Here is a 26,000-nt window from a genome sequence, read left to right on the forward strand (position 1 = left end):
GCCAAATATGGCCTCATCGAAACCGATCGCGGCGACATGATGATCTTCCACCTCGGCATGTCGGGGCGCTGGCGGATCGACCCGGCGGTGATCGGCGCGCACGACCATCTGCTGATCGAAACGGGCGGGGGCCGGCTGCTCTCGCTCAACGACCCGCGCCGATTCGGATCGGTGGACCTGGTGCGGGCGGATGCGTGGGAGGGCTACGCGCCGTTCACGCGGATGGGGCCGGAGCCTTTAGGCGCTGCGTTCGACGCTGCGCGGCTCGCCGCGGCGCTCAAGGGCAAGGCGACCTCGATCAAGGCGGCGCTGCTCGATCAGCGGATCGTCGCGGGGCTCGGCAATATCTATGTCTGCGAAGCGCTCAACATGGCGGGGATCGCGCCGACGCGGGCGGCGGGGAAGATCAGCCGGCCGCGCCTGGCGCTGCTGGTGGAGGCGATTCGCACGGTGCTGAGCGCCGCGATTACCGCCGGCGGTTCCACCTTGCGCGATTATGCGCGGCCGGACGGCGAACTCGGCTATTTTTCCAAACAATGGCGCGTCTATGGCCGCGAGGGCGAGCCATGTCCGTGCGGCGGCACGGTGCAGCGCCGAGTCGATGGGGGACGATCGACCTTCTTCTGCCCGAAATGTCAGAAATAGCGCGGCTTCGCCCCGTTGACGGGTGCGCCATTCCGCTGTAAGGGCCGCACCTTCACGAGGCGGGCCGGCTTGATCCCGGCAGCCTCTTGCCCAAGATTTGACGAGAACCGAGGAATAGAATGGCCAATACGCCGCAAGCCAAGAAGCGCATCCGTCGCAACGAGCGTCGCGCCGCGATCAATGGCGCCCGCATCAGCCGGATCCGCACTTTGGTGAAGAAGGTGGAAGCCGCCATCACCGCCGGCGACAAGGACGCCGCCACCACCGCGCTCGCCACCGTGCAGCCGGAACTGGCGCGCGGCGTCGCACGCGGCGTGCTGCACAAGAACACGGCGTCGCGCAAGTTTGGCCGCCTGACCAAGGCCGTCAGCGCGCTCGCCTGACCCGATCCAGATCAAGGTCGTTCGCAAAAGCCCGCACCGGATCGCCGGTGGGGGCTTTTCGTCATTGGGTCATGATTTAGTAACTCAGCTGTAACGACGCTTTTCCTGCGATTCGACGCGCCGCAGCATGGAAAATGGCATATAACTGAATGAAATATTTCAGTTATTTTTCATGGGCCGGTTTTCGGCGGCTTTGCGTCGTCAAACCCTTTATTTCATTTTTTTGAACCGGGATGGCCTTGATCCGGCGCTGCGCCCCTGTTTATTTTTGAAATCCGGCCGCTGTCGAATCACCTCTGGCGGCCGTCATTGAGATTGATCGTCGCACGGACTCGGGCAAGCGGGGGCTTTTCCGATCGGGGTCTGCTGCGTCGGATTTTCCTGCCCGGACGGGGGCGTGACAAAGGTGGGGAATGGCAGGATTATGAAGGATAGCGTGCGTGTGGTGGCTTGGCAGGACGGCGCGATGATCCGGGCGGACGACGCCTTGGAAGCCGCCTGGACGAGCATCCGCGCCGGCCTGCGCCGCGATGTCGGCGCGCGCATGTTCGACCAGTGGCTGAAGCCCGTGCGGCTGGGCGATTATTGCCCCGAATCGCAGACGCTGGACCTGCTGGTCGCAAGCGATTTCAGCGCCAATTTCGTGTCGGGCCAGTTCGGCGATCGGTTGCGGCTCGCCTGGCGCGCCGCCAATGCCGGGGTGCGCGAAGTGCGGGTGCGCCGCGCGCCCGAAGCGGCCGGGCCGCGCCTGCTGGAGGTCGTGCATGTCGAACCGGCGGCGGACAAGCCGGCCGAAACGCCGACCGCCGCATCCAATTTCCTGCCGCGCCATGGGTTTGAGGATTTCATCGTCGGCGAGTCGAACCGGCTCGCCTGCTCGGCCGCCAGGGCGATGGCGGCGGAAGCGACGCCGCGCTTCAGCCCGCTCTTCATCCATGGCGGCACGGGTCAAGGCAAGACCCATCTGCTCCACGCCATTGCGCGCGCCTTTTCGGCCCATTCGCCGGCGGCGCCGGTGCTCTATATGTCGGCTGAGCGCTTCATGATGGAGTTTGTGAGCGCGATGCGCGCGAACGAGACCATGGCGTTCAAGGCGCGGCTGCGCGCGGCGCGGCTGCTGCTGATCGACGATATCCAGTTCATCGCCGGCAAGGGGTCGACGCAGGAGGAGTTTCTCCACACCGTTAACGACCTGATCGACGCGGGCGCGCGCATCGTCGTGACCGCCGACCGCGCCCCGCAGCTGCTCGAATCGATCGATGCGCGCATCCTCTCGCGGCTGGCGGGCGGGCTGGTCGCGGATATCCAGCCGGCGGGCCTCGACCTGCGGCTCGCCATCCTCGAAGCCAAGCGGCTGGTGGCGGGCGATCCGCCGGTGCCCGACGCGGTGATCGACTTCCTCGCCCGTTCGATCCGGTCGAATGTGCGCGAACTGGAAGGCGCGTTCAACAAGCTGGTCGCCTATGGGCAACTCACCGGCCGCTCGATCGACCTGGATTTCGCGCAGGGGATGCTGGCGGACGCGGTGCGGGCGAGCGCGCGGCGCATCACCGTCGATGAAATCCAGAAGGTGTGCGCCGCCCATTACAAGATCGACCCGGCCGAGATGCGCTCCAAGCGCCGTGCCCGCGCCGTCGCCCGGCCGCGCCAGGTGGCGATGTATCTCGCCAAGAAGATGACGCCGCGCTCGCTGCCCGAAATCGGCCGCATCTTCGGCGGGCGCGATCACAGCACGGTCATTCACGCTGTCAAGACGATCGAAGCCTTGCGCGAGAGCAACCCCGAGATCGACGCCGACATCCGCGCGCTGCTCCGCCAGCTGGAGGGCTGACGCGCATGATTCGCGCGCTCCTGATCCTGCTCCTTTCCGCCTTCACCCTCTGGCCCGCCGCCGCGCAGACGCCGCCCGACGATGTGCGGGTCGCGCTGGAGACCGGTCTCGGGCGGATCGTCATCGCGGTCCATGCTGGCAAGGCGCCGGTGACGGCGGGCAATTTCCTCAAATATGTCGATCAGAAGCGGCTCGACGGCACGCAATTCTACCGGGGCGTCGGCGCGGCCGATTATGGCTTCGTGCAGGGCGGGGCGCAGAATGATCCGAAGCGGATATTGCCGCCGATCACGCATGAACCGACGATGCTGACCGGCCTCACCCATGATGACGGCGCGCTGTCGATGGCGCGCTATGCGCCCGGCAGTGCGACCGGCGACTTCTTCATCGTGCTGGGCAAGATGCCGGCGATGGACGCGCAGCCGCAGGCGACGGGCGACAATCAGGGCTTTGCCGTCTTCGCCCATGTGGTCGAGGGGATGGACGTGGTGAAGGCGATCCTGGCCCAGCCCAAATCGCCGACCGCCGGCGAAGGCGTGATGAAGGGGCAGATGCTCGAAGCGCCGGTGAAGATTCTCACGGCGCGTCGGCTTCCCTGACGGACGACTGATCGATGATCCGCGTCACCGCGAGGTCGGCGGTGACATTGCCGACGGTGCGGAAAATGTCGGGCACCGTCTCCACCGCCAGCAGCAGCGGCAGCGCCTCGACCGGCACCCCCATGGCGAGGCAGATGGGGCCGGTGGTGGTGAAGAAGGTAATCTGGCTCGGCAGGCCCACCGCCGCCAGGCTGACGATCGCGGCGACGGCGACGCCCAGCACCAGTTGCATGGCTCCCAGCGGCACGCCGTTCATCCCGGCGACGTAGATGGCGACGCCGAGATTGGCGGTGGGGCTGGTGATGCGGAACAGCGAGATGGCGAGCGGCAGCACGATCGAGCGGCTGGTCTCCCGCACGCCCAAAGGTCCGTCGCTCGCCTGGATCATCGCGGGGAGCGAGGCGATCGAGCTTTGGGTCGAGAAGGCGATGGCCTGCGCGGGGAGCGCGGCACGCAGAAAGCGGGCAAGGCCGATCCGCCCGGCGATTACCGCCAGCGGATAGACGAGCAACGTCACGATTACGCACAGCAGCACGATGAAGCCGATATAATGGAGCAGCGCGCCCGCCGTCGCCAGCCCCGAGCGCGCGCCCGCAACCAGCGCGAGCGCGAAGACGCCCAAGGGCGCCAGCCACAGCACCCAGCCGACGACGACCAGCAAGGCGTCCGCCGCCGCCTGGAAGAATCCGGCGAGCAGCGCGCGGCGATCGGTGGCGATGCGCGTGACCGCGAAGCCGAAGACGAGCGCGAAGAGGACCACCGCCACCACCTGCCCTTCGCTCGCGGCCTTGAGCGGGTTGACCGGGATGAAGCCCAGCAACCATTGCGCCGAGGGGCGCACATCGGGCACTTCGGCGACCGGCCCCGCGCCCGCCAGCGCGCCGACCGCACCCGGCGGGACGGGCCAGAGGCGCAGCAGCAGCGGCCCGGCGAGCGCCGCGGCGCTGGCGGCGGCGAGCAGCAGCATGGCAAAGAGCGCGATGGCGCGGCCGGCGATGCGATTGCCCCGCGCGGTCGCCGCCGCCTGGGTGATGCCGGTCACCAGCAGCGCGAAGATCAAGGGGATGAGCGGCATCTGGAGCCCGCCGAGCCATGCCTTGCCCACCGGCTGCGCGATCGCGACCGCGTCCGCCTCCCACGCCGCGCCCCATTCGGCGAGCGCGATGCCACTCGCAAGGCCCAGCGCCAGGCCGATCAGGATGCGGACGGTCAGCGACATGGGTGGTGGTCTCCTGCCCATGAGGGAACGGGCGGGGACAGGCTAGCCGCTATCGCTCGACCATAGACAGCAAAAATTCGCTAATGCAGGTGTCGCATGGCGCTACCTCGCAATTTCTCGTCATGCCGGGCTTGACCCGGCATCCCGCTTCCTTCCGGCCAGGAAGCGGGACCCCGGATCAAGTCCGGGGTGACGAGGTTGGTGATTTATGCGCCCAATCCTTCCGCCTTTTCCGCCAGTTCGAGCCAGCGTTCCTCCGCCGCATCCTTTTCGCCGCGCGCCTTATCGATCGCGGCGGTCAATGCCGCGAACCGCTTGGGATCGCGCGTGTAGAGCGCCGGGTCGGCCAGCACTTCCTCGTCGCGGAGAATCGCCGCTTCCAGTTCCTCGATCCGCCCCGGCAGCAGGTCGAGGTCGCGCTGGTCCTTGTAGCTGAGCTTCGCCGACACCGGCCTGGGTGGCGGCGGCGGGGCGGCTTCCTTCTTTTCCGCCTTCGCCGCGCGGGTGGGCGAGCGCTTCGCCACCCAGTCGGCATAGCCGCCGACGATCACATCCACCGTGCCGCTGCCGTCGAGGCCCAGAGTCACCGTCACCGTGCGGTCGAGGAAGTCGCGGTCGTGGCTGACGATCAGGACCGTGCCGTCATAATCGGCGATCACTTCCTGCAGCAGGTCGAGCGTTTCGAGGTCGAGGTCGTTGGTCGGTTCGTCCAGCACGAGCAGGTTGGATTCGCGCGCGAACTCGCGCGCGAACAGCAATCGCGACCGCTCCCCGCCCGACAGCGTCCCGACCTTCGCTTCGGCCAGCGACGGATCGAACAGGAAGTCCTTCAAATAGCCATGGACATGTTTGCGCACCCCGCGCACGTCGATCCAGTCGCCGCCCTCGGCCAGCACGTCGCGCACGCTCTTGTCGCCCTGCATCAGGCTGCGCTGCTGGTCGATGAAGATCATGTCGAGGGTTTTGGCGAGGGTCACTTCGCCGCTGTCGGGCGCGAGTTCGCCGGTCAGCAGCTTCAAGAGCGTCGATTTGCCTGCGCCATTACCGCCGACGATGCCGATGCGGTCGCCGCGCTGCACGCGCAGGGAAAAGTCCCTGATGATGACGCGCTCTGTAGCCCCACCCCCGTTCGTGTCGAGCGAAGTCGAGACACCATCGCGCGACCGCTTCTCGACTTCGCTCGAAACAGGCTTCTCGACTTCGCTCGAAGCGAACGGCGAGGCGGGGAAGCTCTTCGTGACATGCTCCGCCTTGATGACGCTCTTGGTCTTGCTGTCGTCGCTGGCGACGGCGAGCTTGGCGGTGCCCTGCGGCCCCTGCATCGCGGCGCGCTGGGCGCGCATCTCCCACAGCTTGGCGAGGCGGCCCTGGTTGCGCTTGCGCCGGGCGGTGACGCCGCGTTCCAGCCAGTGCGCCTCGATCTTGAGCTTGGCGTCGAGCTTTTCGGCGGCGCGGGCTTCTTCGGCATAGACCGCCTCCATCCATTGCTCGAAGCCGCCGAAACCGACTTCGTTGCGCCGCATCTGCCCCCGGTCGAGCCACAGCGTCTGCCGCGTGAGGCGCGTCAGGAAGGCGCGGTCATGGCTGATGACGATGAACGCGCCGTTGTAGCGCGCCAGCCAATTTTCCAGCCAGTCGATCGCCGCGATGTCGAGATGGTTGGTCGGCTCGTCCAGCAGCAGCAGGTCGGGTTCGCTCGCCAGCGCGCGGGCGATGGCGGCACGGCGGCGCTCGCCCCCGCTCGCCGTTTTCGCTTCACGCGACAGGTCGATGCCAAGCTGGTCCGCGATCGCTTCGACCTCGTGCGCGGGCGGTGCATAGTCGCCCGCCAGCGCGAAATCATGGAGCGTGGCGAAGGGCGTCACGTCCGGGTCTTGCTCCAGCGTGATGACCCGCGCGCCGGGCTGCACCGATCGCGTGCCCTCGTCCGCCTCGATCTGACCGCCGAGCAGCTTCAAGAGCGTCGTCTTGCCCGCGCCGTTGCGGCCGATCAGCGCCAGCCGGTCGCGCGCACCCACATGGATGTCGATGCCGCGAAACAGCCAGTGGGTGCCCTGTGACAGGCCAAGATTTTCGAAGGAGAGGATGGGAGCCGCCATGGCGGTGCAGCTAGGCGCTCGCGCCTACGTGGGCAAGAGCGATGGAACCACAAAGCTGTCGCACGGCTTTCAACGCATGTCAGCGTCCATTCACCGCAGCCGTTCCAAATGGACGGCACATTCTTCAAGGAGACTCCCCCGATGAAATCCGCATTCGCCCTGATGGCGCTGGGCGCGGCCGCGCTGCCGGTCGCCGCGCTCGCGCAGACCAGCGTCACCATCGCCGAAACCGCGCCGGTCGTGACGCTCACCATCACCGAAAGCGTCGAATCCGCGCCCGACGTGGCGACGGTCGGGACCGGCGTCCAGACCCGCGCGCCGACGGCACAGGCGGCGATGCAGCAGAATGCGGCGCAGACCGAGAAGCTGATCGCGGCCCTGGCGAAGGCGGGCATTGCGAAGAAGGATATCCAGACCAGCGGGATCAACCTCAGCGCCCAATATGATTACAGCAATCAGGACGGCCAGCCGCAGGGACCGCGCTTCATCGGCTATGAGGCGTCCAACCAGCTGACGGTCACGCTGCGCGACATCAAGCGGGTCGGCGCGTCGCTCGACGCCATGGTCGCGGCGGGCGCGACCAACATCAACGGGCCGACCTTCACGATCGACGATCCCTCGCCGCTGCTGGTGCAGGCGCGCGGGCAGGCGTTGAAAAGCGCCAAGGCGCAGGCCGATTTCTACGCGCAGGCGGCGGGCTATCGCACCGCGCGGCTAGTCACGATCGCCGAGAGCAACAGCGGCGGCCAGCCGCCGATGCCGATGCTGCAAAGCGCCCGCTTCAAGGCCGACGCCGCGCCGACGACGCCGGTGGAGCCGGGCCAGGTCAGCGCGGCGGTGACGCTGACCGTGCAATATGCGCTGGAGAAATAAGGGCCGCGATCAAACCACTGCCGTCATTCCCGCGACCCGAAGGGCGACCGAAGGTCAAAGCGGGAATCCATCTCCCGAACCCTCCGTGGAGCGCAAGGTTAGGAGATGGATCCCCGCTTCCGCGGGGATGACGGTAAATGGAGGCGGGCATTAGTCGGCTATCATTCACCACCTGTTCAATGCCCTGCCGCTATGCCATGCCGATGATTATGAAGCGGACGACGATGACCTCTGCGATCGTGGCGGCGCTGGCGATCGCGGTGACGATGCCGATGGCGGAGGCGGGCAGCCGCCGCGACGAGCAGGATGCCGCGCGGCGCGCGATGCTGGACGGGCAGGTCATGCCCTTTGCCATGATAAAGCGGCGTGTCGACGCGATGATGGGCGGCGCGACCTATGTCGGCAGCGAGTTCAACCCCGCCGCCAACCGCTATCGCCTGAAATATGTGCGCGACGGCAAGGTCATGTGGGTTGATGCGGACGGCCGGACAGGCGATATCATCGGCATGGCGCGCTAACAGGGGCGAGCCGTCGCGAGCTTCACAACAGAAACGGACAAGAGCCTATGCGTCTGCTGATCGTCGAGGATGAACCGAGCCTGGGCCAGCAGCTCAGGAACACGCTGGAGGGCGCGGGCTATGCGGTCGACCTCGCGACCGATGGCGAGGACGGGCATTTTCTGGGCTCGACCGAAAGCTATGACGCGGTCGTGCTGGACCTTGGCCTCCCCACGATCGACGGCCTCACGGTGCTCGACAAATGGCGCAAGGAAGGCCGCGCCTTCCCGGTTCTGGTGTTGACCGCGCGCGACAGCTGGTCGGACAAGGTGGCGGGGCTGGACGCGGGCGCGGACGATTATCTCGCCAAGCCGTTCCAGAGCGAGGAGCTGATCGCCCGCCTGCGCGCGCTCATCCGCCGCGCGTCGGGCAATGCGTCGAGCGAACTGACCGCCGGCGACGTGCGGCTGGACACGCGATCGGGCAAGGTGACGCTGAAGGGCGATCCGGTGAAGCTGACCGCGCAGGAATATAAGCTGCTCAGCTACCTGCTCCACCACAAGGGCAAGGTGGTGAGCCGCACCGAGCTGATCGAGCATATTTACGACCAGGATTTCGACCGCGATTCCAACACGATCGAGGTATTCGTGACGCGCATCCGCAAGAAGCTCGGCGCGGACGTCATCACGACGATCCGGGGTCTGGGCTATAGTCTGGACGAGCCGGGGCGCTGATCGCTTTTTCGTTCTCCCCCGTTCGCCCTGAGCGAAGTCGAAGGGCGTGGCTGAGCGGAGGCGAAGCCGCTTCGCTCCGCTCAGCAGAAGGCCCTTCGGCTGGCTGCTTGCAGCAGCCGCTCAGGACAGGCTTCGACTTCGCTCAGTCCGAACGGGGTAGGGGCCTTTGGTGACCGATCCCGCATCCCCCACGACCGTCCGCTCGACCGGCTCGATCACCCGCCGGATGATCGGCATCGCCGCGCTGTGGATCAGCGTGCTGCTCATCGGCGGGGGCGTGGCGCTGGACCGGGTGCTGGCCGACGCGATCACGCGCAATTTCGACGACGGCATGAATTATGTGCTGACCGCCATGATCGCCGCATCGGAAATCGGACCGGACGGCGAGGTGCTGTTCAACCGCGAACTTGCCGACCAGCGTTTCCTCGAACCCAATAGCGGCCTTTATTATCAGATCAGCGCCAAGGGGCATGAGGACTGGCGCTCGCGCTCGCTCTGGGACCGGGCATTGAAGGTGCCGGCCGAGCATCACGACCGGCAGCTGCACGTCTATAACAGCAAGCAGTTTCCGGGCGAGGATCTGCGCATCATGGAACGCACGGTGATGCTGCCTGGCTCCAACACGCGCTGGCTGTTCATGGTGGGGCAGGCGCGCGCGGGCCTCGACGGGCAGATCAAGACGCTGCGATCCACCTTGTTCCAGAGCTTCGCGCTGCTGGCGCTCGGCCTCTTCGTGCTGGCGAGCCTTCAGACCATCTACGGGCTGCGGCCGCTGCGCAAGGTCCGGCAGGAGATCGTGCGGATGCGCGCCGGGGAAAAGAGCCGCGTCACCGAGCCGATGCCGGCCGAAGTGCTGCCGATGGTCGAGGAGCTGAACGCCTTGCTCGCCCATAATGAGCGGCAGGCGGAGGAAGCCCGCACCCATGCCGGCAATCTCGCCCATGCGCTGAAAACCCCGCTGACCGTCATCATGAACGCCGCCACCGCGCAGGCGCCGGATCTGGGCGATACGGTGATCCGCGAGGCGACGACGATGCGGCGGCAGGTCGACCATCATCTCGCCCGCGCCCGCGCGGTCGGGCGGCGCGGCGCGGCGCAGAGCCGGGCGGAGGTCTGGGCGAGCCTGGAAGCGGTCGAGCGCGCGGTGCAGCGCCTCTATCCCGACGTGCGGATCGACATGGACGGCGACAAGGCGGCGGCGGTGCGGGTGGAGCGGCAGGATCTGGACGAGATGCTGGGCAACCTCATCGAGAATGCGGCCAAATATGGCGGCGGTAGCGTGTTCGCGACGGTGGTGGCGCGCAGCGCGGGCATGGTCGAGATATTGGTCGAGGATGACGGCATGGGCATCCCCGAAGCCGAGCGGGTGCGGATTTTCGATCGCGGCGTGCGGCTCGATTCGGGGAAGCCGGGGACGGGCCTTGGCCTCGCCATCGTCCGCGACGTGGCGGAAATTTACGGCGGCACGGTCGCGCTGGAGGAAAGCGAGGATCTGGGCGGGCTATTGGTGCGATTGCGCCTGCCCTCGGCCTGAGTTGCCCTCAGCCTTTCGTGGGCTTGCTCAACCGTCGGCGATTCTTCCGCACCGCTTTGCGATAATGGGCGACCGACGCGCGCATCACCGCCGGGCCGGATTGGCCGAGGCTCCCGGTCATCAGCTTCCACTGGAGCAGCGCGGCCGCCTCCACCTTCTCGCTCACCATCCGCTGCGCTTCGGTCATGGCGGCGGCATTGCCCGCCATCAGCCTGGGCAGGCGCATCCCGATCACCGAACTCGCTTCCATGCCAAGGCTCCAGCAGTCGAGGGCGAGCGAAAAGGGGTTGGTTCTGCGCATATTGGGCAAAGCGCGCGAGCGGCTCAATTGTTGCGCTGCGGCACGGTGAAAGTGCCCGACACGCGGCCGCTCGGGCTGGCCGACGCGCCCGGCACGCCGCTGCCGCCCGAAGAGCGGCCGTCGACGGTGGTGCGCCCGCTGGTCAAATCCATCACCAGCCGCCCGCCGGTCAGCCGGTTGCTCCCCTGCGCCAGCGCGACATTGCCCAGCATGGTGATGAGCTTGGCGTTGAGGTCGTAGATCGCGGCATTGCCGCGCGCGGTCTGATCGCCCTTGGTCACCACGACATTGCCCGATGCGTCGATCCGGTCGATCTCGATCCCGCCCATGTCGCCGCCGCCAGTGCCGCCGTTGCGGTAGGCGACGGTCATGCGTGCGGCATTGAGCGTCATGCCCGCCTGCGTCACCTCTACATTGCCCGACACCACGACCCGGTCGGCGCGGTCCTGCACCTCGATCCGGTCGGCGGTAAAGTTGACCGGCGCGTTGCTGTCATGGTTGCGCAGCACCTGCGCGCCCGCGCCGGCGAACATCAGGCCGGCCGCGCCCACAAGGCCGGCCGACAGCAGGATCAGGGAAGGCTTCATCGCTTCTGCCCTTTGAGGCCATTTTGTTCGATACGCAAGCGGGCGCGGCCATTGAGCGTCACCGTGCGCGCGGCCATGTCGGCCTCCAGATGATCGGCGCTGAAGGTGCCGATCGGGATGCGCCCGTCCACGCGCCCGGCGCTCCGCATCCGCCGCGTCTTGAGATCGACGCCCACGTCGCGGGTGGTCAGGCGATATCCGCCCGCCGCCTGGAACTGCACCGGCCCCTCGATCCCGACCCGCTCGCTGTCCATGTCGTACCGCCCTTTCTGCGCCGTCAGCACGGCGGGGCCGTCCGACAGCAGGATGCGCGCCGACATATCGTTCAAATCCACGATTGGCTCGCGCGAGCTTTTCTGCACCGCGCTTCCGGCGCGCAGCGAGAAGGGCTGGCCCTTGCTGTCCTCGCCCCGATACAGCGCCTCGGTCAGCCGCATCCGGTCCTTCGCCACCTCGACCTTGTTCTTGTCGAGCACGAAGCTGACCTTGTCGCCATTGGTGAAGGGCGCGGTCGCGAGCAACGCCGCCAGCACGCCCACCGCGACGGGCAGCCAGTTCTTGAGCAGCCCGACCATCCGGTCATGGCTGCCGCCGGGCCGCGCCCATTGGCGGCGCACGTCGCGCTGCTGATCGGCCTGGACGGACACGCTTGTCTCGCAGCTCCCCTTACATATGCGCGAAAATGTCGATCTCGGGCCAGCCCGCCAGATCGAGCGCCGCGCGGTGCGGCAGGAAATCGAAACAGGCCTGGGCGAGGTCCATCCGCCCCTCGCGCACCAGCCTTTTGTCCAATTCGGCCCTCAGCTGATGCAGGTAGCGCACGTCCGACGCCGCATAATCCTTCTGCGCGTCGGACAGGACCGGCCCGCCCCAGTCGCTCGACTGCTGCTGCTTGCTGATGTCCTGCCCCAGCAATTCGCGCACCAGTTCCTTGAGGCCATGCCGGTCGGTGTAGGTGCGGATGAGGCGCGAGGCGATCTTGGTGCAATAAGCGGGTGCGGCGACCACGCCCAGATAATGCTGGATCGCGGCGATGTCGAACCGGCCGAAATGATAGAGTTTGAGCCGCGCCGGGTCCGCCAGCACGGCTTTCAGGTTCGGCGCGGCATAATCGCTGCCGGGGTTGAAGCGGATCAGATGCTCGTCGCCCTTGCCGTCGCTGATCTGTACCACGCAGAGGCGATCGCGCGGGGTGATGAGGCCCATCGTCTCGGTATCGACGGCGACGGGGCCGGGGGCCAGCACGCCGGCAGGCAGGTCTTCTTCATGGAAATGCACGGTCATGGCCTCCCCTCTATGGCCAAAGCCGCGCAACCGCAATCGAGCCTTTGCATCACGGCCGAAACGCCTTGTTCAAGCGGCGAACCGTGCCCTTGCCGCAACGGCCGCGACAAATGGAACGGAAGGGGATCGCTTTGGTGAAAATCATTCGCGTGGCCACGAAAAGTTGATATAGTGAGTCCCAAACCGCGACTTTGCGGTGGATTCTGCATGTCATTCGCCCGACATGTTTGTCCAATGTGTCTTGGGGCGAAGCGAAAGTGACTAACAGGGCATGAGTTTTGACAGAGGTCGCCGCGGCGGGCGCGGCAAGGATAAGCGCGACGGTTTCGGCGACGACAGTTTCTACGGCGGTGGTGATCGCGGCGGCTTTGGTGGCGATCGTGGCGGCTTCGGCGGCGGTGATCGTTTCGGTGGTGGTGGCGGCGGCTTCGGCGGCGGTGACCGTGGCGGCTTCGGCGGTGGCGGCGGCGGCTTTGGCGGCGGCAATCGTGGCGGCGGCTTTGGCGGCGGCGGTGGGTTCGGCGGCGGCGGCGGTGGTGGTCGCGGCATGCCTGCCCAGGTCGTCGGCGAAGGCAAGGGCGTCGTAAAATTCTTCAACGGCCAGAAGGGCTTCGGCTTCATCGTTCGCGATGACGGCGGCGAGGACGTGTTCGTTCACATCAGCGCGGTCGAGCAGGCGGGCCTCACCGGCCTCGCCGAAGGGCAGCCGCTCGGCTTCACCCTCGTCGATCGCGGCGGCAAGGTGTCGGCGACCGATCTGGTGATCGAGGGCGAGCCTCTGCCCGTGACCGATCGCGCGCCCCCGCGCGAACCCCGCGCCGGCGGTTTCGGCGATCGCCCTGATCGCGGTGGCTTCGGCGGCGGCGATCGCGGCCCGCAGCGCCAGCTGACCGGCGAGCGCGCCAGCGGCACGGTCAAGTTCTTCAACGCCATGAAGGGCTTCGGCTTCATCCAGCGCGACGACGGCCAGCCCGATGCCTTCGTCCACATCAGCGCCGTCGAGCGCGCCGGCATGTCGGCGCTCAACGAAGGCGACCGGCTGGACTTCGAACTGGAAGTCGATCGCCGCGGCAAATATGCCGCGGTGAACCTCCAGTCGAAAGCCGAATAAGGGTCGAGACCGACCATCCCTGTTCGCGCAGGGGAGAGGATGCGAAAGGGAGGCGCCCGTGAGGGCCGCCTCCCTTTTTCTTTGGCGATTATGTCCTTTAAAGACCCAGAACGGAAATCCTCCCCTGTAAGGGGAGGTGGCTGGCCGCAGGCCAGACGGAGGGGTGTCCCGCTATCGAGAGGGGGGACACCCCTCCGTCATCGCTTCGCGATGCCACCTCCCCTTCCAGGGGAGGATGCCCTGCTCGGCACACGACACCAGCTTTGCGAAGTACATCATAGCCTTTTCTTTTCGCGCCAAGCCCCCCACCCCGTCATGCCGGGCTCGACCCGGCATCCCGCTGCCTTCATGCGCCCCGCCACCGCAGCGGCACCCCCTTTCCTAATAGGACTTCTTGTGCTCCATCCTGGTCGATGCCTCACCCGCCGCACCCCTTGCACGAAGAATCCCGCCACCCTGTAGGAAGAGGCGCGTTGGACACGCATCGGCGGCGCGTGACGAGAGCGTCGCGGGCGCATAAGCCCCGCCACGCTGTATGCTTTGTAGGAACCGCCGCGCAGCCGCCATCCGCCCCACGATCCTGTTTGACAAACGGGCAACTAGGTTCGACCAACGACATTGCGGCGGATCGGCATCGCTTGACCGATGCAGCGAAACGGTTGATCCCGCGTTCATCGCGCGCGTCGTAATCCGGCGCGCAGTCCCACGACGTGTCGGAGTCTGTCACCTATGTCCTTCACCAAGATCCTGCCGCTGCTGGTCGCCGCCGCGCCGCTGGCGATCGCCGCGCCCGCGCTGGCGCAACCGACCCAGCCCGCCGGCCCCGCCGCCACTATCACCACCCAGCTGCCGCGCGGCGCTGCGCCCAGCCATTATGCGATCGAGGTGACGCCCAACGCCGCCAACCTCACATTCACCGGCAAGGTCGCGATCGACGTGACCGTCAGCCAGAGCCTGCCGACTTTGGTGCTGAACGCGGCGGACCTGAGCTTCGGCGATGTCACCCTGACCCCCGCCAACGGCAAGCCGATCAAGGGCACGGCCAAGGTCGATGCCGAAGCCCAGACAGTGACCCTCGACTTCGGCAAGCCGCTTGCGCCGGGCACATACTCGCTCGCCATCGCCTATGCCGGCATCATCAACAGCCAAGCCAACGGCCTGTTCGCGCTCGATTACACCAACAATGAAGGCCAGGCGAAGCGCGCCCTCTTCACCCAGTTCGAGGCGCCCGACGCGCGCCGCTTCGTGCCGAGCTGGGATGAGCCGAGCTACAAGGCGACCTTCGACCTGTCGGCGGTCATCCCCACCGGCGAGCTGGCGGTCGGCAACATGCCGGTCAAAAGCTCGACCGACCTTGGCGGCGGCAAGACCCGCGTGACTTTCGGCACGTCCCCAAAAATGTCGTCCTACCTGCTCTTCTTCGGCCTTGGCGAACTGGAGCGCGCGACCAAGATGTCGGGCGCGACCGAAGTCGGCGTCGTCACCGGCAAGGGCAATACGGGCAAGGCGCAGCTGGCGCTGAACGCTTCGGCCGATATCCTGCCCTGGTTCAACGATTATTTCGGCACCCCCTATCCGCTGCCCAAGCTCGACAATGTGGCCGGTCCCGGCCAGAGCCAGTTCTTCAGCGCGATGGAGAATTGGGGCGCGATCTTCACCTTCAAGCGCGCCTTGCTGGTCGATCCCCGCTTCACCTCCGAAGCGACCAAGCGCCGCATCTACGAAACCGTCGCGCATGAAATGGCGCACCAGTGGTTCGGCGATCTCGTCACCATGGCCTGGTGGGACGATCTGTGGCTGAACGAAGGCTTCGCGAGCTGGATGGCGACCAAGGTCAGCGACAAGCTCCAGCCCGGCTGGGAAATGCTGCTGACCCGGGTCGACGGGCGCGAGGCGGCGATGAGCCTCGATGCGCTCGCCACCACCCACCCGGTCGTGCAGAAGATCACCACCGTCGATCAGGTGAACCAGGCATTTGACGCCATTACCTATCAGAAGGGCGAAGCGGTCATCACCATGCTGGAGGGCTATGCCGGCGAGGATGTGTGGCGCAGCGGCATCCGCAGCTATATGAAGGCGCATGCGTACGGCAACACCGTCACCGACGACCTGTGGAAGGCGGTCGAGGGGGCGGGGGCCAAGGGGCTGGTCAGCATCGCGCATGATTTCACCTCCAAGCCGGGCATCCCGCTGGTCAAGGTCGACAGCGCTCAGTGCCAGGGCGGCCAGACCGTCCTGACGCTGAGCCAGGGTGAGTTCAGCCGCGACCAGAAGGACAAGGCGCCCTTGAGCTGGAACGTGCCGGTCAAGGCACAGACCATGGGCGGCGACGCGCAGCGGCTGATCCTCCAGGGCAAGGGGCAACTGACCCTGCCGGGCTGCGGCGCCTATGTCGTCAATGCGGGCCAGACGGGCTATTATCGCTCGCTCTATCCGGAGGCGAACGTAAAGGCGCTGGCGAAGGATTTCACGAAGCTCGCCAGCATCGACCAGACCGGCTTGCTCGCCGACAATTTCGCGCTGGGCCTGGGCGGCTATCAGCCGATCGGGCTGGCGCTCGACCTGGTGGACGCGGTGCCCGCTTCGGCCAGCCCCGCCGTGCTCGCCGAAGTGCCGGGCTATCTCGACAGCGCCCACACCATGCTGGAAAGCGACAAGGCGGCGCAGGACCGTGTGCTGGCTTATGCCTCGGCCAAGCTGACCCCGGTCCTCAATGGCATCGGCTATGACGTGAAGCCGGGCGAAGGGCCGCAGGTGCCGGTGCTGCGTTCGGCCCTGGTCTCGACGCTGGGCGACATGGGGGACAAGGGCGTCGTCGCCGAAGCCAACCGCCGCTTTGCCGCGCTGGCGACAGATCCGGCGGCGCTCGACGGGCCGCTGCGCAACGTCTGGCTTTCGATCATCGCCAAAAATGCCGATCAGGCGACCTGGGACAAGCTGCGCGCCATGGCGAAGGGGGCGAAGACCGATCTGGAAAAGAGCACGCTCTACGGGCTGCTCGGCGGCGCGCGCGACGAGAAGCTGGCGCGCCAAGCGCTCGATCTGGCGCTGACCGACGAGCCGGGCAAGACCACCAGCGCCGCGATCATCAGCGCGGTGGGCGGCGAGCACCCGATGCTCGCGGTCGATTATGTGCTGGCGCACCGCACCCAATATGAGGCGCTGATCGACGTGTCGGCGCGCAGCCAGGCGCTGGCTCGGTTGGGTGGCGGCTCGGCCGATCCGACGATGGTGACGAAGCTGGACGCCTATGCGACCCAGTATCTGACGCCTGAATCGCGCAAGGTCGTCGATCGCTCCATCTCGGCGATCAAGACCCGGATCGAGACGCGCGCGCGCCTGAAAGCCCCGCTCACCGCCTGGTTCGCGGCCAAGCGGTAAGGCGGGACAGGGCTGGGGCTGCTAGTTCGGCAGCCCCAGCGCCTTGACGATATCGTCCCAGGCGACGAGCTTGAAATTCTGCGCGGCGGCGGCGTTATGCCCGTCCTGCGCGATGAACAGACCGCCGGGATAGGCCGGTCCGAAATCGCCGAGCATCAGGTCGATGCCGTCGGTCTCCTCCGACCCGCCGACGGCACCATCGACGATGCGGAACCGGCCGACATAGCTGTCGTCGGACAGGCGGTAGAGCACATAGGCATTGTCCCCCTGGCTCGACACAACCACATAGCCATCCTTGTCACCCATGGGCGCGATCGCGACGCCCTCGGCATCCATGACGAGATTCTTCCCATCCGCCGCCGCGATCTTGGTCGGCACCGTCGATCCGCCGGCGCGGGCATCGAACCGCCAAAGCCCGACATCCTCCTCCGCAACATAGAGGATATGGGTCCGATCATCGACCGCACACCCCTCCGCCTGCGTGCCCAGCTTCATCGTGCGCACGATCGTACCGGTGGGCGTAGCTCCCGACGCATCGATGGCGATCTGGTTGATGGTCCCGTCCTTGAGCACAATGAAGGCCGATAGCCCGCTTTCGTCGCGGCCAAGGCAGATGCCATAGGCTTCCCCGCTGCCGCCATCGACCTTTCCCAGCGCCGTCAGCCTGGCCATGGCGGGATCGAGGCGGAACAGCGCGATCTTGGCATGGGCAATGTCGTTCCGGTCCGACGCCGCCACCAGGATGCCGTCGCCGCCGCCGATGGCGACACCGTCCTTCAGATCGACATTATTGACCCGCCCCGCGTCGAGAAAGTCCCGCGTCTTGCCGTCCAGCCCGTAGAGATAGAGCCCGGCCTTCTTGTCCGTTCCCACGATCAAACTCCGTGCCGGATCGGCGGCATCGCGCCAGATCGCGGGATCGTCCGCCGCATCGGCATTGGACGTGCCCACCGGAGTTGTCTCGCCGCGCGCCGTGACGCTGACCGCCGGCGTGGCATTGGCAATGCGTACCGCGACCGGCACTTCCTGCTCCGTCGCCGCGCATCCGCAAATCGTCACAAATGCCGGCAGTATAGTCATAGAAGTGAAACAAAATTTTCGTGATCCGGTCATGAACAGCTCCTAGCCGCGCTCTGAGACGGGCCAATACAAGAAGCGGCTCGCGCGTCAAACCATCACACAGAAATAGGGGAAAGTTATGACCGCGAATAAGTGGCTCATGCTGGGATGCGCTTCGCTGGCGCTGATGTCTTCCGCTGCTCTTGCCCAGGCGCCCGCGACATCGGACGAGGTTGCGCGTGGCGACGGCACGATTACGGACGCCGCCGACATCGTCGTCATCGCCGGCATTGGCTATCGCGACCGCACCGACAGCCCTGAGCCGGTGCTGAAATATGGCACCGACTATTTCCAGCGGTTCGAGCCGCTGACCGCCGGCGATGCGCTGAAGCGCGTGCCCTCCGTCACCTTCCTGTCCGACGTGATCGAAAGCGACGCGCCGCAGCTGCGCGGCCTGCCGCCCGGCTATACCCAGATCCTCATCAACGGCGAGCGCGTGCCAGGCTCCTCGGCCGACCGCAGCTTCTTCATGGACCGCATCCCCGCCGAGCTGATCGACAGCGTCGAGATCGTGCGCTCCTCGTCGGCCCGCCGCACCGGGGACGCGATCGCAGGTACGCTCAATATCAACCTGCGCGACGGCTATGAGCTGAACGGCGGCTATGTCCGCGCCGGCGGCCTGATCTATGACGACAACGAACTGGAGCCGAGCCTGGGCTTTGTCTGGGGCGGCGCGGTCGGGCCGGGCCGCCTGCTGCTTGGCGGCAATCTCCAAGGGCGGCACAATCCCAAGAAGAAGGAAAGCCTGCGCTACGGCGACTCGCCCGAGAACAACCCGAACTATGCGACCGACGACTTCGACAATCGCGAGGACCAGACCGACACGCGCGACGGCAAGGATTACAGTTTCAACGGCACCTACGAGATCGACGCGGGCGACACCAATTTCAAGCTCAACGGCTTCTATGTGAAGACCGACCGCACCGAGGATGAGCGCAGCTTTGAATATGATGATCCGAGCGCGGTGACGGGGCCGGTGCCCATTGGCAATCTGCTCAGCGACAACGCCAATGTTGCGAAGATCGACCAGGAGAATTTCTCCATCGACGGCAAGCTCACCCAGAGCTGGTCGGCGGGTAAGACCTCGCTGCGGGTTGGCTATGCCAAGTTCATCGAGGATCGGCGCGAGACCGAATATGAGATTGGCTTCGATGTGGATGAGGGCGATGACCCGGAATTCGAGGGCACGCTGACCCGGACCGACATCAAGGATCGCGAATTCTCGATCAAGCTCGACCATGAAATTCCGCTCGGCGAAACGATGAAGTTCGTGGTCGGCGGCTTCTATCAGGACAAGGTGCGCCGCACCGGCATCTTCGAGGCGGGGCAGGAAGGCGAGGGCAGCTTCGCCTGGGACCAGTTCGAGCGCAACCCGACCGAACTGGCCGAGGCGTTCGAGGAACCCGAAGCGATCGACGGTGGCGACAACCGCATCAAGGAAAAGCGGCGCGACCTCTTCGCGCTGGTCGAAGGGGACAGCGGCAGCCTCAAATGGGAAGCGGGCGTCCGCTATGAGCATACCAAGGTGCGCGTCACCGATTATACGGTAGACGAGGAGGACGCCAACCAGCGCAACAGCTATGGCAAGCTGCTCCCTTCGGCGTCGTTCAAGCTGTCGCTGACCGACCATGACCGGCTCATCGGGTCGGTGGCGCGCACGCTGCGCCGGCCGCAGTTCGATTATATCCTGCCGTCCACGCTGGAAGAGGCGGTGGGCGATAGCGATCTGCTCGGCAATCCGCGGCTGGACCCGGAAAGCGCCTGGGGCGTCGATATCGGCTATGAGCATCGCATGGGCGCGCGGGGCATCGTCGGCGTCAACTTCTTCTACCGCGACGTCAAGGATTTGATCGAACTGACCAACACGGGCGAGGAAGGGTCGGAAGGGGAGGGCACCTTCGTCTATACCCCGCGCAATATCGGCGACGGCAAGGTCTATGGCGTCGAGTTCGACCTGTCGACTGATCTCGGCTTCATCGGCCTGCCCAATACTGGCCTGTTCGGCAACGTCTCCTGGCTGGACAGCGAAATCCGCGATGAACTCGGCAAGCGGCGGTTCAACAACCAGTCAAAATATGTCTATAATTTCGGCTTCATCCAGGATTTCCCGAGCTTCGGCGCGGCATTCGGCGCGACCTATCGCAAGCAGGGGACGGCCTATAGCCGGGTCATCGCCGAGGAAGTCACCACCACCTATGGCGCGGAACTGGAAGTCTTTGTCGAAAAGCGTTTCGGCAAGAAGTTCACCATTCGCGCCGTGGGATCGAACCTTCTCGATGGTGCGAAGCGGGAGCGCTTCAACAAGTTCGACAATCTGGCCGACCAGATCGACCGCGATTTCGACGAATATGAGCTGGAAAGCGAGAAGGCCGGCCCGGTCTTCCAGCTGATCGCGCGCATGGCCTTCTGACAGGAATTGGCCCAAAAACTGTTCCCCGGCCTGCGTCGGGGAACATAAAGCCATGGCACCGGGCAGAGGCGCATTGTCTCTGGCGTTTAGCTGCCCGCCTTCGCATTGCCGGGCGGGGCGAGCGGATTGAGCTGCGCCGGCTCGCCCTTCTCGACCTGTGCGGCGGCATCGTCCGGCACGTCGCGCGGATCGCCCTCCCGCGAGCCCCGTTCCGGCGCGGGCGCGTCGTCGTCGTCTGGATTGGTGGGACGCGGTGCGTCATCCTGCGGCATGGCAACCTCCTGTGCGTGGTGCGAAGGAGGGGGAACGCGCCGGTACGGCTTCCTATCCGTGGTTGGCGGCGGGATCGACCTTGAGATAGGCGGCGACGGCGGCTGCGCTGTCGCCCACGGCGTCGATGGCTTCTTCCAGTTCCTCCAGCGACACGTTGAAGCGATAGGTCCAGTACAGCACCGACGCATCGGACTCGATCGTCACGCGGTCGGCGCGCTGATCGTCATTCATGTAGCAACCCTTCTGACTTTCCGGCCGGTCGTCAGAAGCGCATAAATGCGGCGCTTTTTCCGCTTCCCTTTAGGACAGGGGGGCCGACGCCCAGCGCCGTAGCCGGGCATAGAGGCCGGCGATGACTCCGGCGAAGATCAGGATGGCGAGCGGCACGGCCCAGCCATTTTCCGCGACCAGCGCCAACGGCGCGTCGCTGTCCGTACCCGCCACGATCCCGGCGAAGGCGACGCCGAACAGGCTTTCGCCGACGATGAAGCCGGTCGCCATGAGGACGCCCATGCGCTCGGCGAACTCCGGGTTGGACTGGCGCAGCGCCCAGCGATTGTAGAGATGGCCGATCAGCGCGCCGACCGGGATGAGCAGTGTCAGCGCCATCGGCAGATAGATGCCCATGCCGACGGCGAGCGGCGGCAGGCGCAGCTTGCCCGCGCGGCCGAGCGCCTCGTCGATGGCGATCACCACCACACCGATCCCCGCGCCGATGCCGATGAGGTTCCAGTCAAGATCGCCGCCCAGCACGCCCTTCGCGAGCGCCGAGATGAGCGCCGCCTGCGGGGCGGGCAGGGCGCTCGCGCCCGCGCCGCTAGCGCCGGCGAAACCGAACGCGCTGTTCAGCAGGTCGAGCACCGGCGGGATCACAAGCGATCCGAAGATGACCCCCAGCACCAGTGCGAGCTGCTGCTTCCACGGGGTCGCGCCGACAAGCTGGCCGGTCTTGAGATCCTGGAGATTGTCGTTCGAGATGGTGGCGATGCCGAATACGATGGCGGTGGTGAAGAGCGCGTAGGCGATCAGCGCCTGCGTCTGGGTGGGATCGCCGCCCGCGCCATAGAGCGCGGCGAGCAGCAGCGAGGCGCCCAGCACGGCAAGGATGCCTACGCCTGAGATCGGGCTGTTCGACGCGCCGATGAGGCCCGCCATATAGCCGCAGACCGAGGCGATGACGACACCGGCCACCAGCACATAAGCAAGCGTCAGGCCGATGACCGGCGCCGGGTTGGCGGCGATCGGCCCGCCCTGCGCGAAGATCCACAGCAGGATGCCGATAGGGATCAGGCTGGCGAGGATCACGCCGCCGACGATGCCGATCGGCAGGTCGCGCTCGGTGATGTCCAGGCTGGCGGCATTGCCGGCCTTGCGCGTGGCGTTGGCGACGAGCGCGGAGCGGATGCCGCTGACGATCGGGCCGAGTATCTTGAGCAACGTCCAGATCGCCGCCACGCCGATGGTGCCCGCGCCGATGAAGCGCGCCTTCATGCGGAAGGTGGTGCCGACGATCTCGGCGAGGTCCGCGCCGGCGGGGAGGGGCGCGGTGAGGTAAGGCACAAGGCCGACCCAGCTGATGAGCAGGCCGATGAACATGGCGACGCCCACCGACAGGCCGACCAGATGGCCGACCCCGATCAGCGCCATCGAGAAGCTTGTCGAGACCGATGTCGCGCCCGCGCCGAACGTGAAGAAGGTCGCGGCTTCCTCCGCGATCAGCCTGGTCTTGGCGACGATCGAGAAGCTGGCTGCGGCAAGCGCGCTCGCCACGATGGCGGCGAGGCCGCGCTTATTCTCCTCCAGCCCCTCGCGCGATCCCGCGCCGACCTTCAGCACTTCGGCGGCCGCGACGCCTTCGGGATAGGGGAGGTCGGAGCCGGTGACGAGCGCGCGGCGCAGCGGCACCGAATACATCACCCCCAATATGCCGCCGAGCGCGATCGTGCAGGCGGAGAGCCAATAGGGGAAGCCCTGCCACCAGCCGATGATGACGAGGCCGGGGAGGACGAAGATGATCGCCGAGAGCGTTCCGGCCGCCGAGGCGATCGTCTGAACGATGTTGTTTTCCAGGATCGTGCCGGTCGAAAACAGCCGCAGCACCGCCATCGAGATAACCGCGGCCGGGATGGATGTGGCGAAGGTCAGGCCGATCTTCAGCCCGAGATAGACGTTGGCGGCGGTGAAAACGAGGGTGATGAGCCCGCCGAGGATGACCCCCCGTATTGTCAGTTCGGCCATGGCCTGGCCTGCCGCCTTGTCTGTCGTCACCCTCGCGTCCCCCTGTTTTGTGTGCCTGTCGCGCTGACGGTAATAATGTTGCTTGGTCGTGGATCAATCGGAAAGTGGATCAGGAGGTCTCCTGCGCCGTCCGGTCCAGCCATGCGTCGATCATCCGTGTCCATCGATCATAGCCGCGCGCGTTCATATGCAACCCGTCCGCCCGGAACAGCGACGCGTCGGGCAGGCCATCGGGCGCCAGCAGGCTGGTGCCGACGTCGATATAGGTGACGCGCATATCCTTGGCCTTCGCGGCGACCGCCTGGTTCACCGCCGCCATTTTGGGGCGCAGCGTCCAGCGGATCGGGCTGGGCTTGAGCGAGAGGAACGCAATGGGTGCGCGCGGATAGTCCGCCCTCAGCCGCCTGAGCAACGCAAGCACGTCGCGGCTGACCGCCTCGGGCGCGGCGCCTGCGGCAAGGTCGTTCTCGCCGACATAGACGATCACCGAACGCGGGGGGACCGGGGGCAGGAGGCGCTTGTAATAATGCAGCACATGCGCCGTGGTCGCGCCGCCAAAGCCCCGGTTGATCGTGGCGCGGTCGCGAAAGCTGCCGGCGATGTCCCACAAGCGGATGCTCGAACTGCCGAGAAACAGCACGCCGTCGCGCACCGCCGCGCCGCTGTTGTTGGCGGCGGCGAACGCCTCGATCTCGTTGGAGAAGGGGAAGGCGGGATCGGCATTGGGTGGCCGTGCGGGCGCTGCGGCCGCCAGCAATATGCCGGCGAGCAGCAGCGCGCCTGCGCGCCGCTGCGCCGCCTTAGTGGCGATGGAGCGGGCGAAGGCGATATTTGCCGTTGGCATAGGCGCCGAACATGCCGGTGATGGCGGGGTGATCGACCGGCTCGTCGCTGTCGTCCGACACCAGATTCTGCTGGCTGACATAGGCGACATAGCTGGACTCGCCATTTTCGGCGAGCAGATGGTAGAAAGGCTGGTGCTTGTCGGGCCGAGCGGCTTCGGGGATCGCTTCATACCATTCCTCGCTGTTGGCGAAGACCGGGTCGATATCGAAGATGACGCCGCGGAAGCCGAACATGCGGTGCTTGACCACGTCGCCGATGCTGAAACGGGCATGGACGATCGGCGGAGCGGTGACGCCGGCGCCGAAAATCTGAGTCACATCTGTCATGTCCCTAACTTAGGGAACGGTTGCGCGCAGACAAGAAAAATAGCGGCGCGATGCTTGGCAAGGCGGATTTCATTCGCTAATGGCCGCCGCTCGACCGGGAACGTAGCGCCGTAAGCGGCGCATTGCGAACCTTCTGCGGAGAGGTGGCAGAGTGGTCGAATGCGCCGCACTCGAAATGCGGTGTGCCTTTACGGGTACCGTGGGTTCGAATCCCACCCTCTCCGCCAAGACTTTCCTAACCGATTGTCTTTCCTCGACTTTTTGAAACAGCGTCGCTTTCCACCGTCCCGGTGCTACAAAGTGGTGCTACAAAATGCGGCTGATGACGCATGTTCGAGTGTCGAGTGATGGCGGATTCGAAGTCCGCATTGTGGTGCCCGCCGCCCTTCGAACGACGATCGGCAAGACGAACCTGACCCGCCGCCTTGGGAGGGTTTCCAAATCGGATGCCAATCGTCTCGCGGCTCCGGTCATCCAACATTTTCGTGATCTCATTGAGAGGGCCAAAGCTGGACGGCTCGACGATCCATCTCCTGTGCCCGCAATCTCCGCGTCTCCCGCCAAGCCATCGAATACCCTCCGCCGACAGGCTTCCTCGCCGAACCTGATGGCAATCTTCGAGGGATACCTACGCGAGCGCCAACCGTCGCCCGCGACAGTCAAGCGGTGGCGTCCTGTGATAGTTCATCTTGTTGGGCATCTCGGGCACGACGAGCCTCGCCGCATTAGTGCCGACGACATCATTGGCTGGAAGGAGGCGCTCGCTCGTCAGGGGGTAAGTGGTCGGACGATCCGTGAAGTTTATCTCGCTTCCATAAAGGTTGTGCTCGCATGGGGCGTCGAAAATCGAAAGCTGGAAGCCAACCCCGCTGCTGGCGTGTCCGTGCGCGTGCCGAAGCGGCACCGCCCGCGCGGCCCCAGCTTCACCTCTGCGGAGGCGCGCACGATATTGTCGGCATCCCTGTGTAGAGACCATGGCAAGATCAGTCCTGAACACGCCCTCGCTCGCCGCTGGATTCCGTGGATTTGCGCCTACACGGGCGCGCGTGTCGGTGAGATCGCGCAAATGCGCGGTTGCGACATTGCCGAGGTCGAAGGTTTCTGGGTGATGCGGATCACGCCGGAAGCTGGTTCGACCAAAAGTGGACAGGCGCGTATGGTGCCGCTGCATCCGCATCTGGTCGAGCAGGGTCTGCCTAGGATTGCGCAACGGGCAGGTGAGTGGCCAATGTTCTTCGACCCGGCGCGCGGTCGAGGTGGGTCTGCTGGCAACGCCCATTATCGGAAGGTTGGCGAGCGCTTGGCCGCGTGGGTGCGCGAGCTTGGCGTCGATGACCCTCATGTCCAACCCAATCATGGCTGGAGGCACCTATACAAAACGCTCGCCCGTCGAGCCGGTATGGAGCCCGAGGTGCGCGACGCCATCCAAGGTCACGCCCCGCGCAGCGTCGGCGAAACATACGGTGAGTGGCCGGTAGACGTTCTGGCTCGTGCTGTCAGCTTGCTACCGAGGTTTAGTGTCGGTGAGCCATTGAACAGTGCGTCCCCGCCAGCGGGAACGCTCACCACTTTGTAGCACCGGGACGGTGGAAAGCGACGCTGTTTCAAAAAGTCGAGGAAAGACAATCGGTTAGGAAAGTCTTGGCGGAGAGGGAGGGATGCCGTTCTCCGATCTCTTCGATTTGGTAAGAGCGTGCGCTCGTTGAGTGC

24 protein-coding genes and 1 tRNA gene are annotated in these 26,000 nt (G+C 65.8%); 13 read left to right on the forward strand and 12 right to left on the reverse strand.

Annotated features, from left to right (window positions below):
- From mutM to V2B31_RS07440, 4 genes are all read left to right on the forward strand, one after another.
- The coding region (mutM, locus tag V2B31_RS07425; RefSeq protein ID WP_328276974.1) for a bifunctional DNA-formamidopyrimidine glycosylase/DNA-(apurinic or apyrimidinic site) lyase at positions 1-645 on the forward strand (645 nt) is incomplete at its 5' end.
- A 119-nt stretch (positions 646-764) separates the two neighbouring features.
- Positions 765-1,028: a 30S ribosomal protein S20 gene (gene rpsT / locus V2B31_RS07430; protein WP_328276978.1), complete on the forward strand. Its 264-nt coding sequence runs from the start codon at positions 765-767 to the stop codon at positions 1,026-1,028.
- Positions 1,029-1,494: 466 nt separating this feature from the next.
- Positions 1,495-2,859, forward strand: a complete 1,365-nt coding sequence (dnaA, locus tag V2B31_RS07435) for a chromosomal replication initiator protein DnaA (RefSeq protein ID WP_422247923.1) — start codon at positions 1,495-1,497, stop codon at positions 2,857-2,859.
- Positions 2,860-2,864: 5 nt separating this feature from the next.
- Positions 2,865-3,458: a peptidylprolyl isomerase gene (locus tag V2B31_RS07440; protein ID WP_328276982.1), complete on the forward strand. Its 594-nt coding sequence runs from the start codon at positions 2,865-2,867 to the stop codon at positions 3,456-3,458.
- On the opposite strand, the gene V2B31_RS07445 is transcribed toward V2B31_RS07440, so the two are convergent.
- Both V2B31_RS07445 and V2B31_RS07450 read right to left on the reverse strand, forming a co-directional pair.
- Positions 3,436-4,677 carry a dicarboxylate/amino acid:cation symporter gene (locus V2B31_RS07445; RefSeq protein WP_328276985.1) on the reverse strand — a complete coding sequence of 414 codons (1,242 nt, stop codon included), beginning with the start codon at positions 4,675-4,677 and terminating at the stop codon, positions 3,436-3,438. The genes V2B31_RS07440 and V2B31_RS07445 overlap by 23 nt on opposite strands.
- A 206-nt stretch (positions 4,678-4,883) precedes the next feature.
- Positions 4,884-6,776 carry an ABC-F family ATP-binding cassette domain-containing protein gene (locus V2B31_RS07450; RefSeq protein WP_328276988.1) on the reverse strand — a complete coding sequence of 631 codons (1,893 nt, stop codon included), beginning with the start codon at positions 6,774-6,776 and terminating at the stop codon, positions 4,884-4,886.
- Positions 6,777-6,917: 141 nt separating this feature from the next.
- Between V2B31_RS07450 and V2B31_RS07455 the strand changes: the two genes are divergently transcribed.
- The 4 genes from V2B31_RS07455 to V2B31_RS07470 all read left to right on the forward strand — a co-directional run bounded on the left by V2B31_RS07455 (position 6,918) and on the right by V2B31_RS07470 (position 10,414).
- Positions 6,918-7,649: an SIMPL domain-containing protein gene (locus V2B31_RS07455; protein WP_328276991.1), complete on the forward strand. Its 732-nt coding sequence runs from the start codon at positions 6,918-6,920 to the stop codon at positions 7,647-7,649.
- 179 nt (positions 7,650-7,828) lie between these two features.
- Complete coding sequence (locus tag V2B31_RS07460; RefSeq protein WP_328276993.1) at positions 7,829-8,167, forward strand: hypothetical protein; 339 nt, start codon at positions 7,829-7,831, stop codon at positions 8,165-8,167.
- A 47-nt stretch (positions 8,168-8,214) separates the two neighbouring features.
- Complete coding sequence (locus tag V2B31_RS07465) at positions 8,215-8,880, forward strand: response regulator transcription factor (RefSeq protein ID WP_328276995.1); 666 nt, start codon at positions 8,215-8,217, stop codon at positions 8,878-8,880.
- Between the two features lie 226 nt (positions 8,881-9,106).
- A complete protein-coding gene (locus V2B31_RS07470) occupies positions 9,107-10,414 on the forward strand; it encodes a sensor histidine kinase (RefSeq protein ID WP_328277023.1) in 1,308 nt (435 codons plus the stop codon).
- Between the two features lie 7 nt (positions 10,415-10,421).
- On the opposite strand, the gene V2B31_RS07475 is transcribed toward V2B31_RS07470, so the two are convergent.
- The 4 genes from V2B31_RS07475 to V2B31_RS07490 form a co-directional block, all read right to left on the reverse strand.
- Entirely contained in the window at positions 10,422-10,664 is a 243-nt protein-coding gene (locus V2B31_RS07475) for a hypothetical protein (protein WP_328276997.1), read from the reverse strand.
- A 74-nt stretch (positions 10,665-10,738) separates the two neighbouring features.
- Positions 10,739-11,302, reverse strand: coding sequence for an LptA/OstA family protein (locus V2B31_RS07480; protein WP_328276999.1), 564 nt, complete (start codon positions 11,300-11,302; stop codon positions 10,739-10,741).
- A complete protein-coding gene (locus V2B31_RS07485) occupies positions 11,299-11,949 on the reverse strand; it encodes an LPS export ABC transporter periplasmic protein LptC (RefSeq protein ID WP_328277001.1) in 651 nt (216 codons plus the stop codon). The genes V2B31_RS07480 and V2B31_RS07485 overlap by 4 nt, the downstream gene beginning before the upstream one ends.
- A gap of 19 nt (positions 11,950-11,968) precedes the next feature.
- Positions 11,969-12,586, reverse strand: coding sequence for a ribonuclease D (locus V2B31_RS07490; protein WP_328277003.1), 618 nt, complete (start codon positions 12,584-12,586; stop codon positions 11,969-11,971).
- Positions 12,587-12,857: 271 nt separating this feature from the next.
- On the opposite strand from V2B31_RS07490, the gene V2B31_RS07495 reads away from it, so the two are divergent.
- Both V2B31_RS07495 and V2B31_RS07500 read left to right on the forward strand, forming a co-directional pair.
- On the forward strand, positions 12,858-13,697 hold the full coding sequence (locus tag V2B31_RS07495; RefSeq protein WP_328277005.1) for a cold-shock protein: 840 nt from the start codon (positions 12,858-12,860) through the stop codon (positions 13,695-13,697).
- Between the two features lie 729 nt (positions 13,698-14,426).
- Positions 14,427-17,078, forward strand: coding sequence for a M1 family metallopeptidase (locus V2B31_RS07500; RefSeq protein WP_328277007.1), 2,652 nt, complete (start codon positions 14,427-14,429; stop codon positions 17,076-17,078).
- Between the two features lie 21 nt (positions 17,079-17,099).
- Here the strand turns inward: V2B31_RS07500 and V2B31_RS07505 are convergent, their stop codons facing one another.
- On the reverse strand, positions 17,100-18,158 hold the full coding sequence (locus V2B31_RS07505; protein ID WP_328277009.1) for a phytase: 1,059 nt from the start codon (positions 18,156-18,158) through the stop codon (positions 17,100-17,102).
- Positions 18,159-18,276: 118 nt separating this feature from the next.
- Here V2B31_RS07505 and V2B31_RS07510 point away from each other — a divergent pair, with 118 nt between their 5' ends.
- Positions 18,277-20,607, forward strand: coding sequence for a TonB-dependent receptor plug domain-containing protein (locus tag V2B31_RS07510; RefSeq protein WP_328277011.1), 2,331 nt, complete (start codon positions 18,277-18,279; stop codon positions 20,605-20,607).
- 86 nt (positions 20,608-20,693) lie between these two features.
- On the opposite strand, the gene V2B31_RS07515 is transcribed toward V2B31_RS07510, so the two are convergent.
- From V2B31_RS07515 to hspQ, 5 genes are all read right to left on the reverse strand, one after another.
- Positions 20,694-20,879 carry a hypothetical protein gene (locus tag V2B31_RS07515; RefSeq protein WP_328277013.1) on the reverse strand — a complete coding sequence of 62 codons (186 nt, stop codon included), beginning with the start codon at positions 20,877-20,879 and terminating at the stop codon, positions 20,694-20,696.
- A 52-nt stretch (positions 20,880-20,931) separates the two neighbouring features.
- The gene (locus V2B31_RS07520; protein WP_328277015.1) at positions 20,932-21,111 is read right to left on the reverse strand and encodes a DUF3606 domain-containing protein; all 180 of its coding nucleotides are present in this window, start codon (positions 21,109-21,111) and stop codon (positions 20,932-20,934) included.
- 69 nt (positions 21,112-21,180) lie between these two features.
- Complete coding sequence (locus tag V2B31_RS07525) at positions 21,181-23,118, reverse strand: OPT family oligopeptide transporter (protein ID WP_328277025.1); 1,938 nt, start codon at positions 23,116-23,118, stop codon at positions 21,181-21,183.
- Positions 23,119-23,227: 109 nt separating this feature from the next.
- On the reverse strand, positions 23,228-23,962 hold the full coding sequence (locus V2B31_RS07530; protein WP_328277017.1) for a GDSL-type esterase/lipase family protein: 735 nt from the start codon (positions 23,960-23,962) through the stop codon (positions 23,228-23,230).
- Positions 23,919-24,290, reverse strand: a complete 372-nt coding sequence (hspQ, locus tag V2B31_RS07535) for a heat shock protein HspQ (RefSeq protein WP_328277019.1) — start codon at positions 24,288-24,290, stop codon at positions 23,919-23,921. Before hspQ ends, V2B31_RS07530 begins: the two co-directional genes overlap by 44 nt.
- 137 nt (positions 24,291-24,427) lie before the next feature.
- On the opposite strand from hspQ, the gene V2B31_RS07540 reads away from it, so the two are divergent.
- Positions 24,428-24,517: transfer RNA gene (locus V2B31_RS07540), tRNA-Ser, on the forward strand.
- An 86-nt stretch (positions 24,518-24,603) separates the two neighbouring features.
- Complete coding sequence (locus V2B31_RS07545; RefSeq protein ID WP_328277021.1) at positions 24,604-25,866, forward strand: site-specific integrase; 1,263 nt, start codon at positions 24,604-24,606, stop codon at positions 25,864-25,866.
- Positions 25,867-26,000: the final 134 nt, after the last annotated feature.

Origin of the sequence: Sphingobium sp., assembly GCF_036170395.1 — a bacterium.
GTDB lineage: Bacteria > Pseudomonadota > Alphaproteobacteria > Sphingomonadales > Sphingomonadaceae > Sphingobium.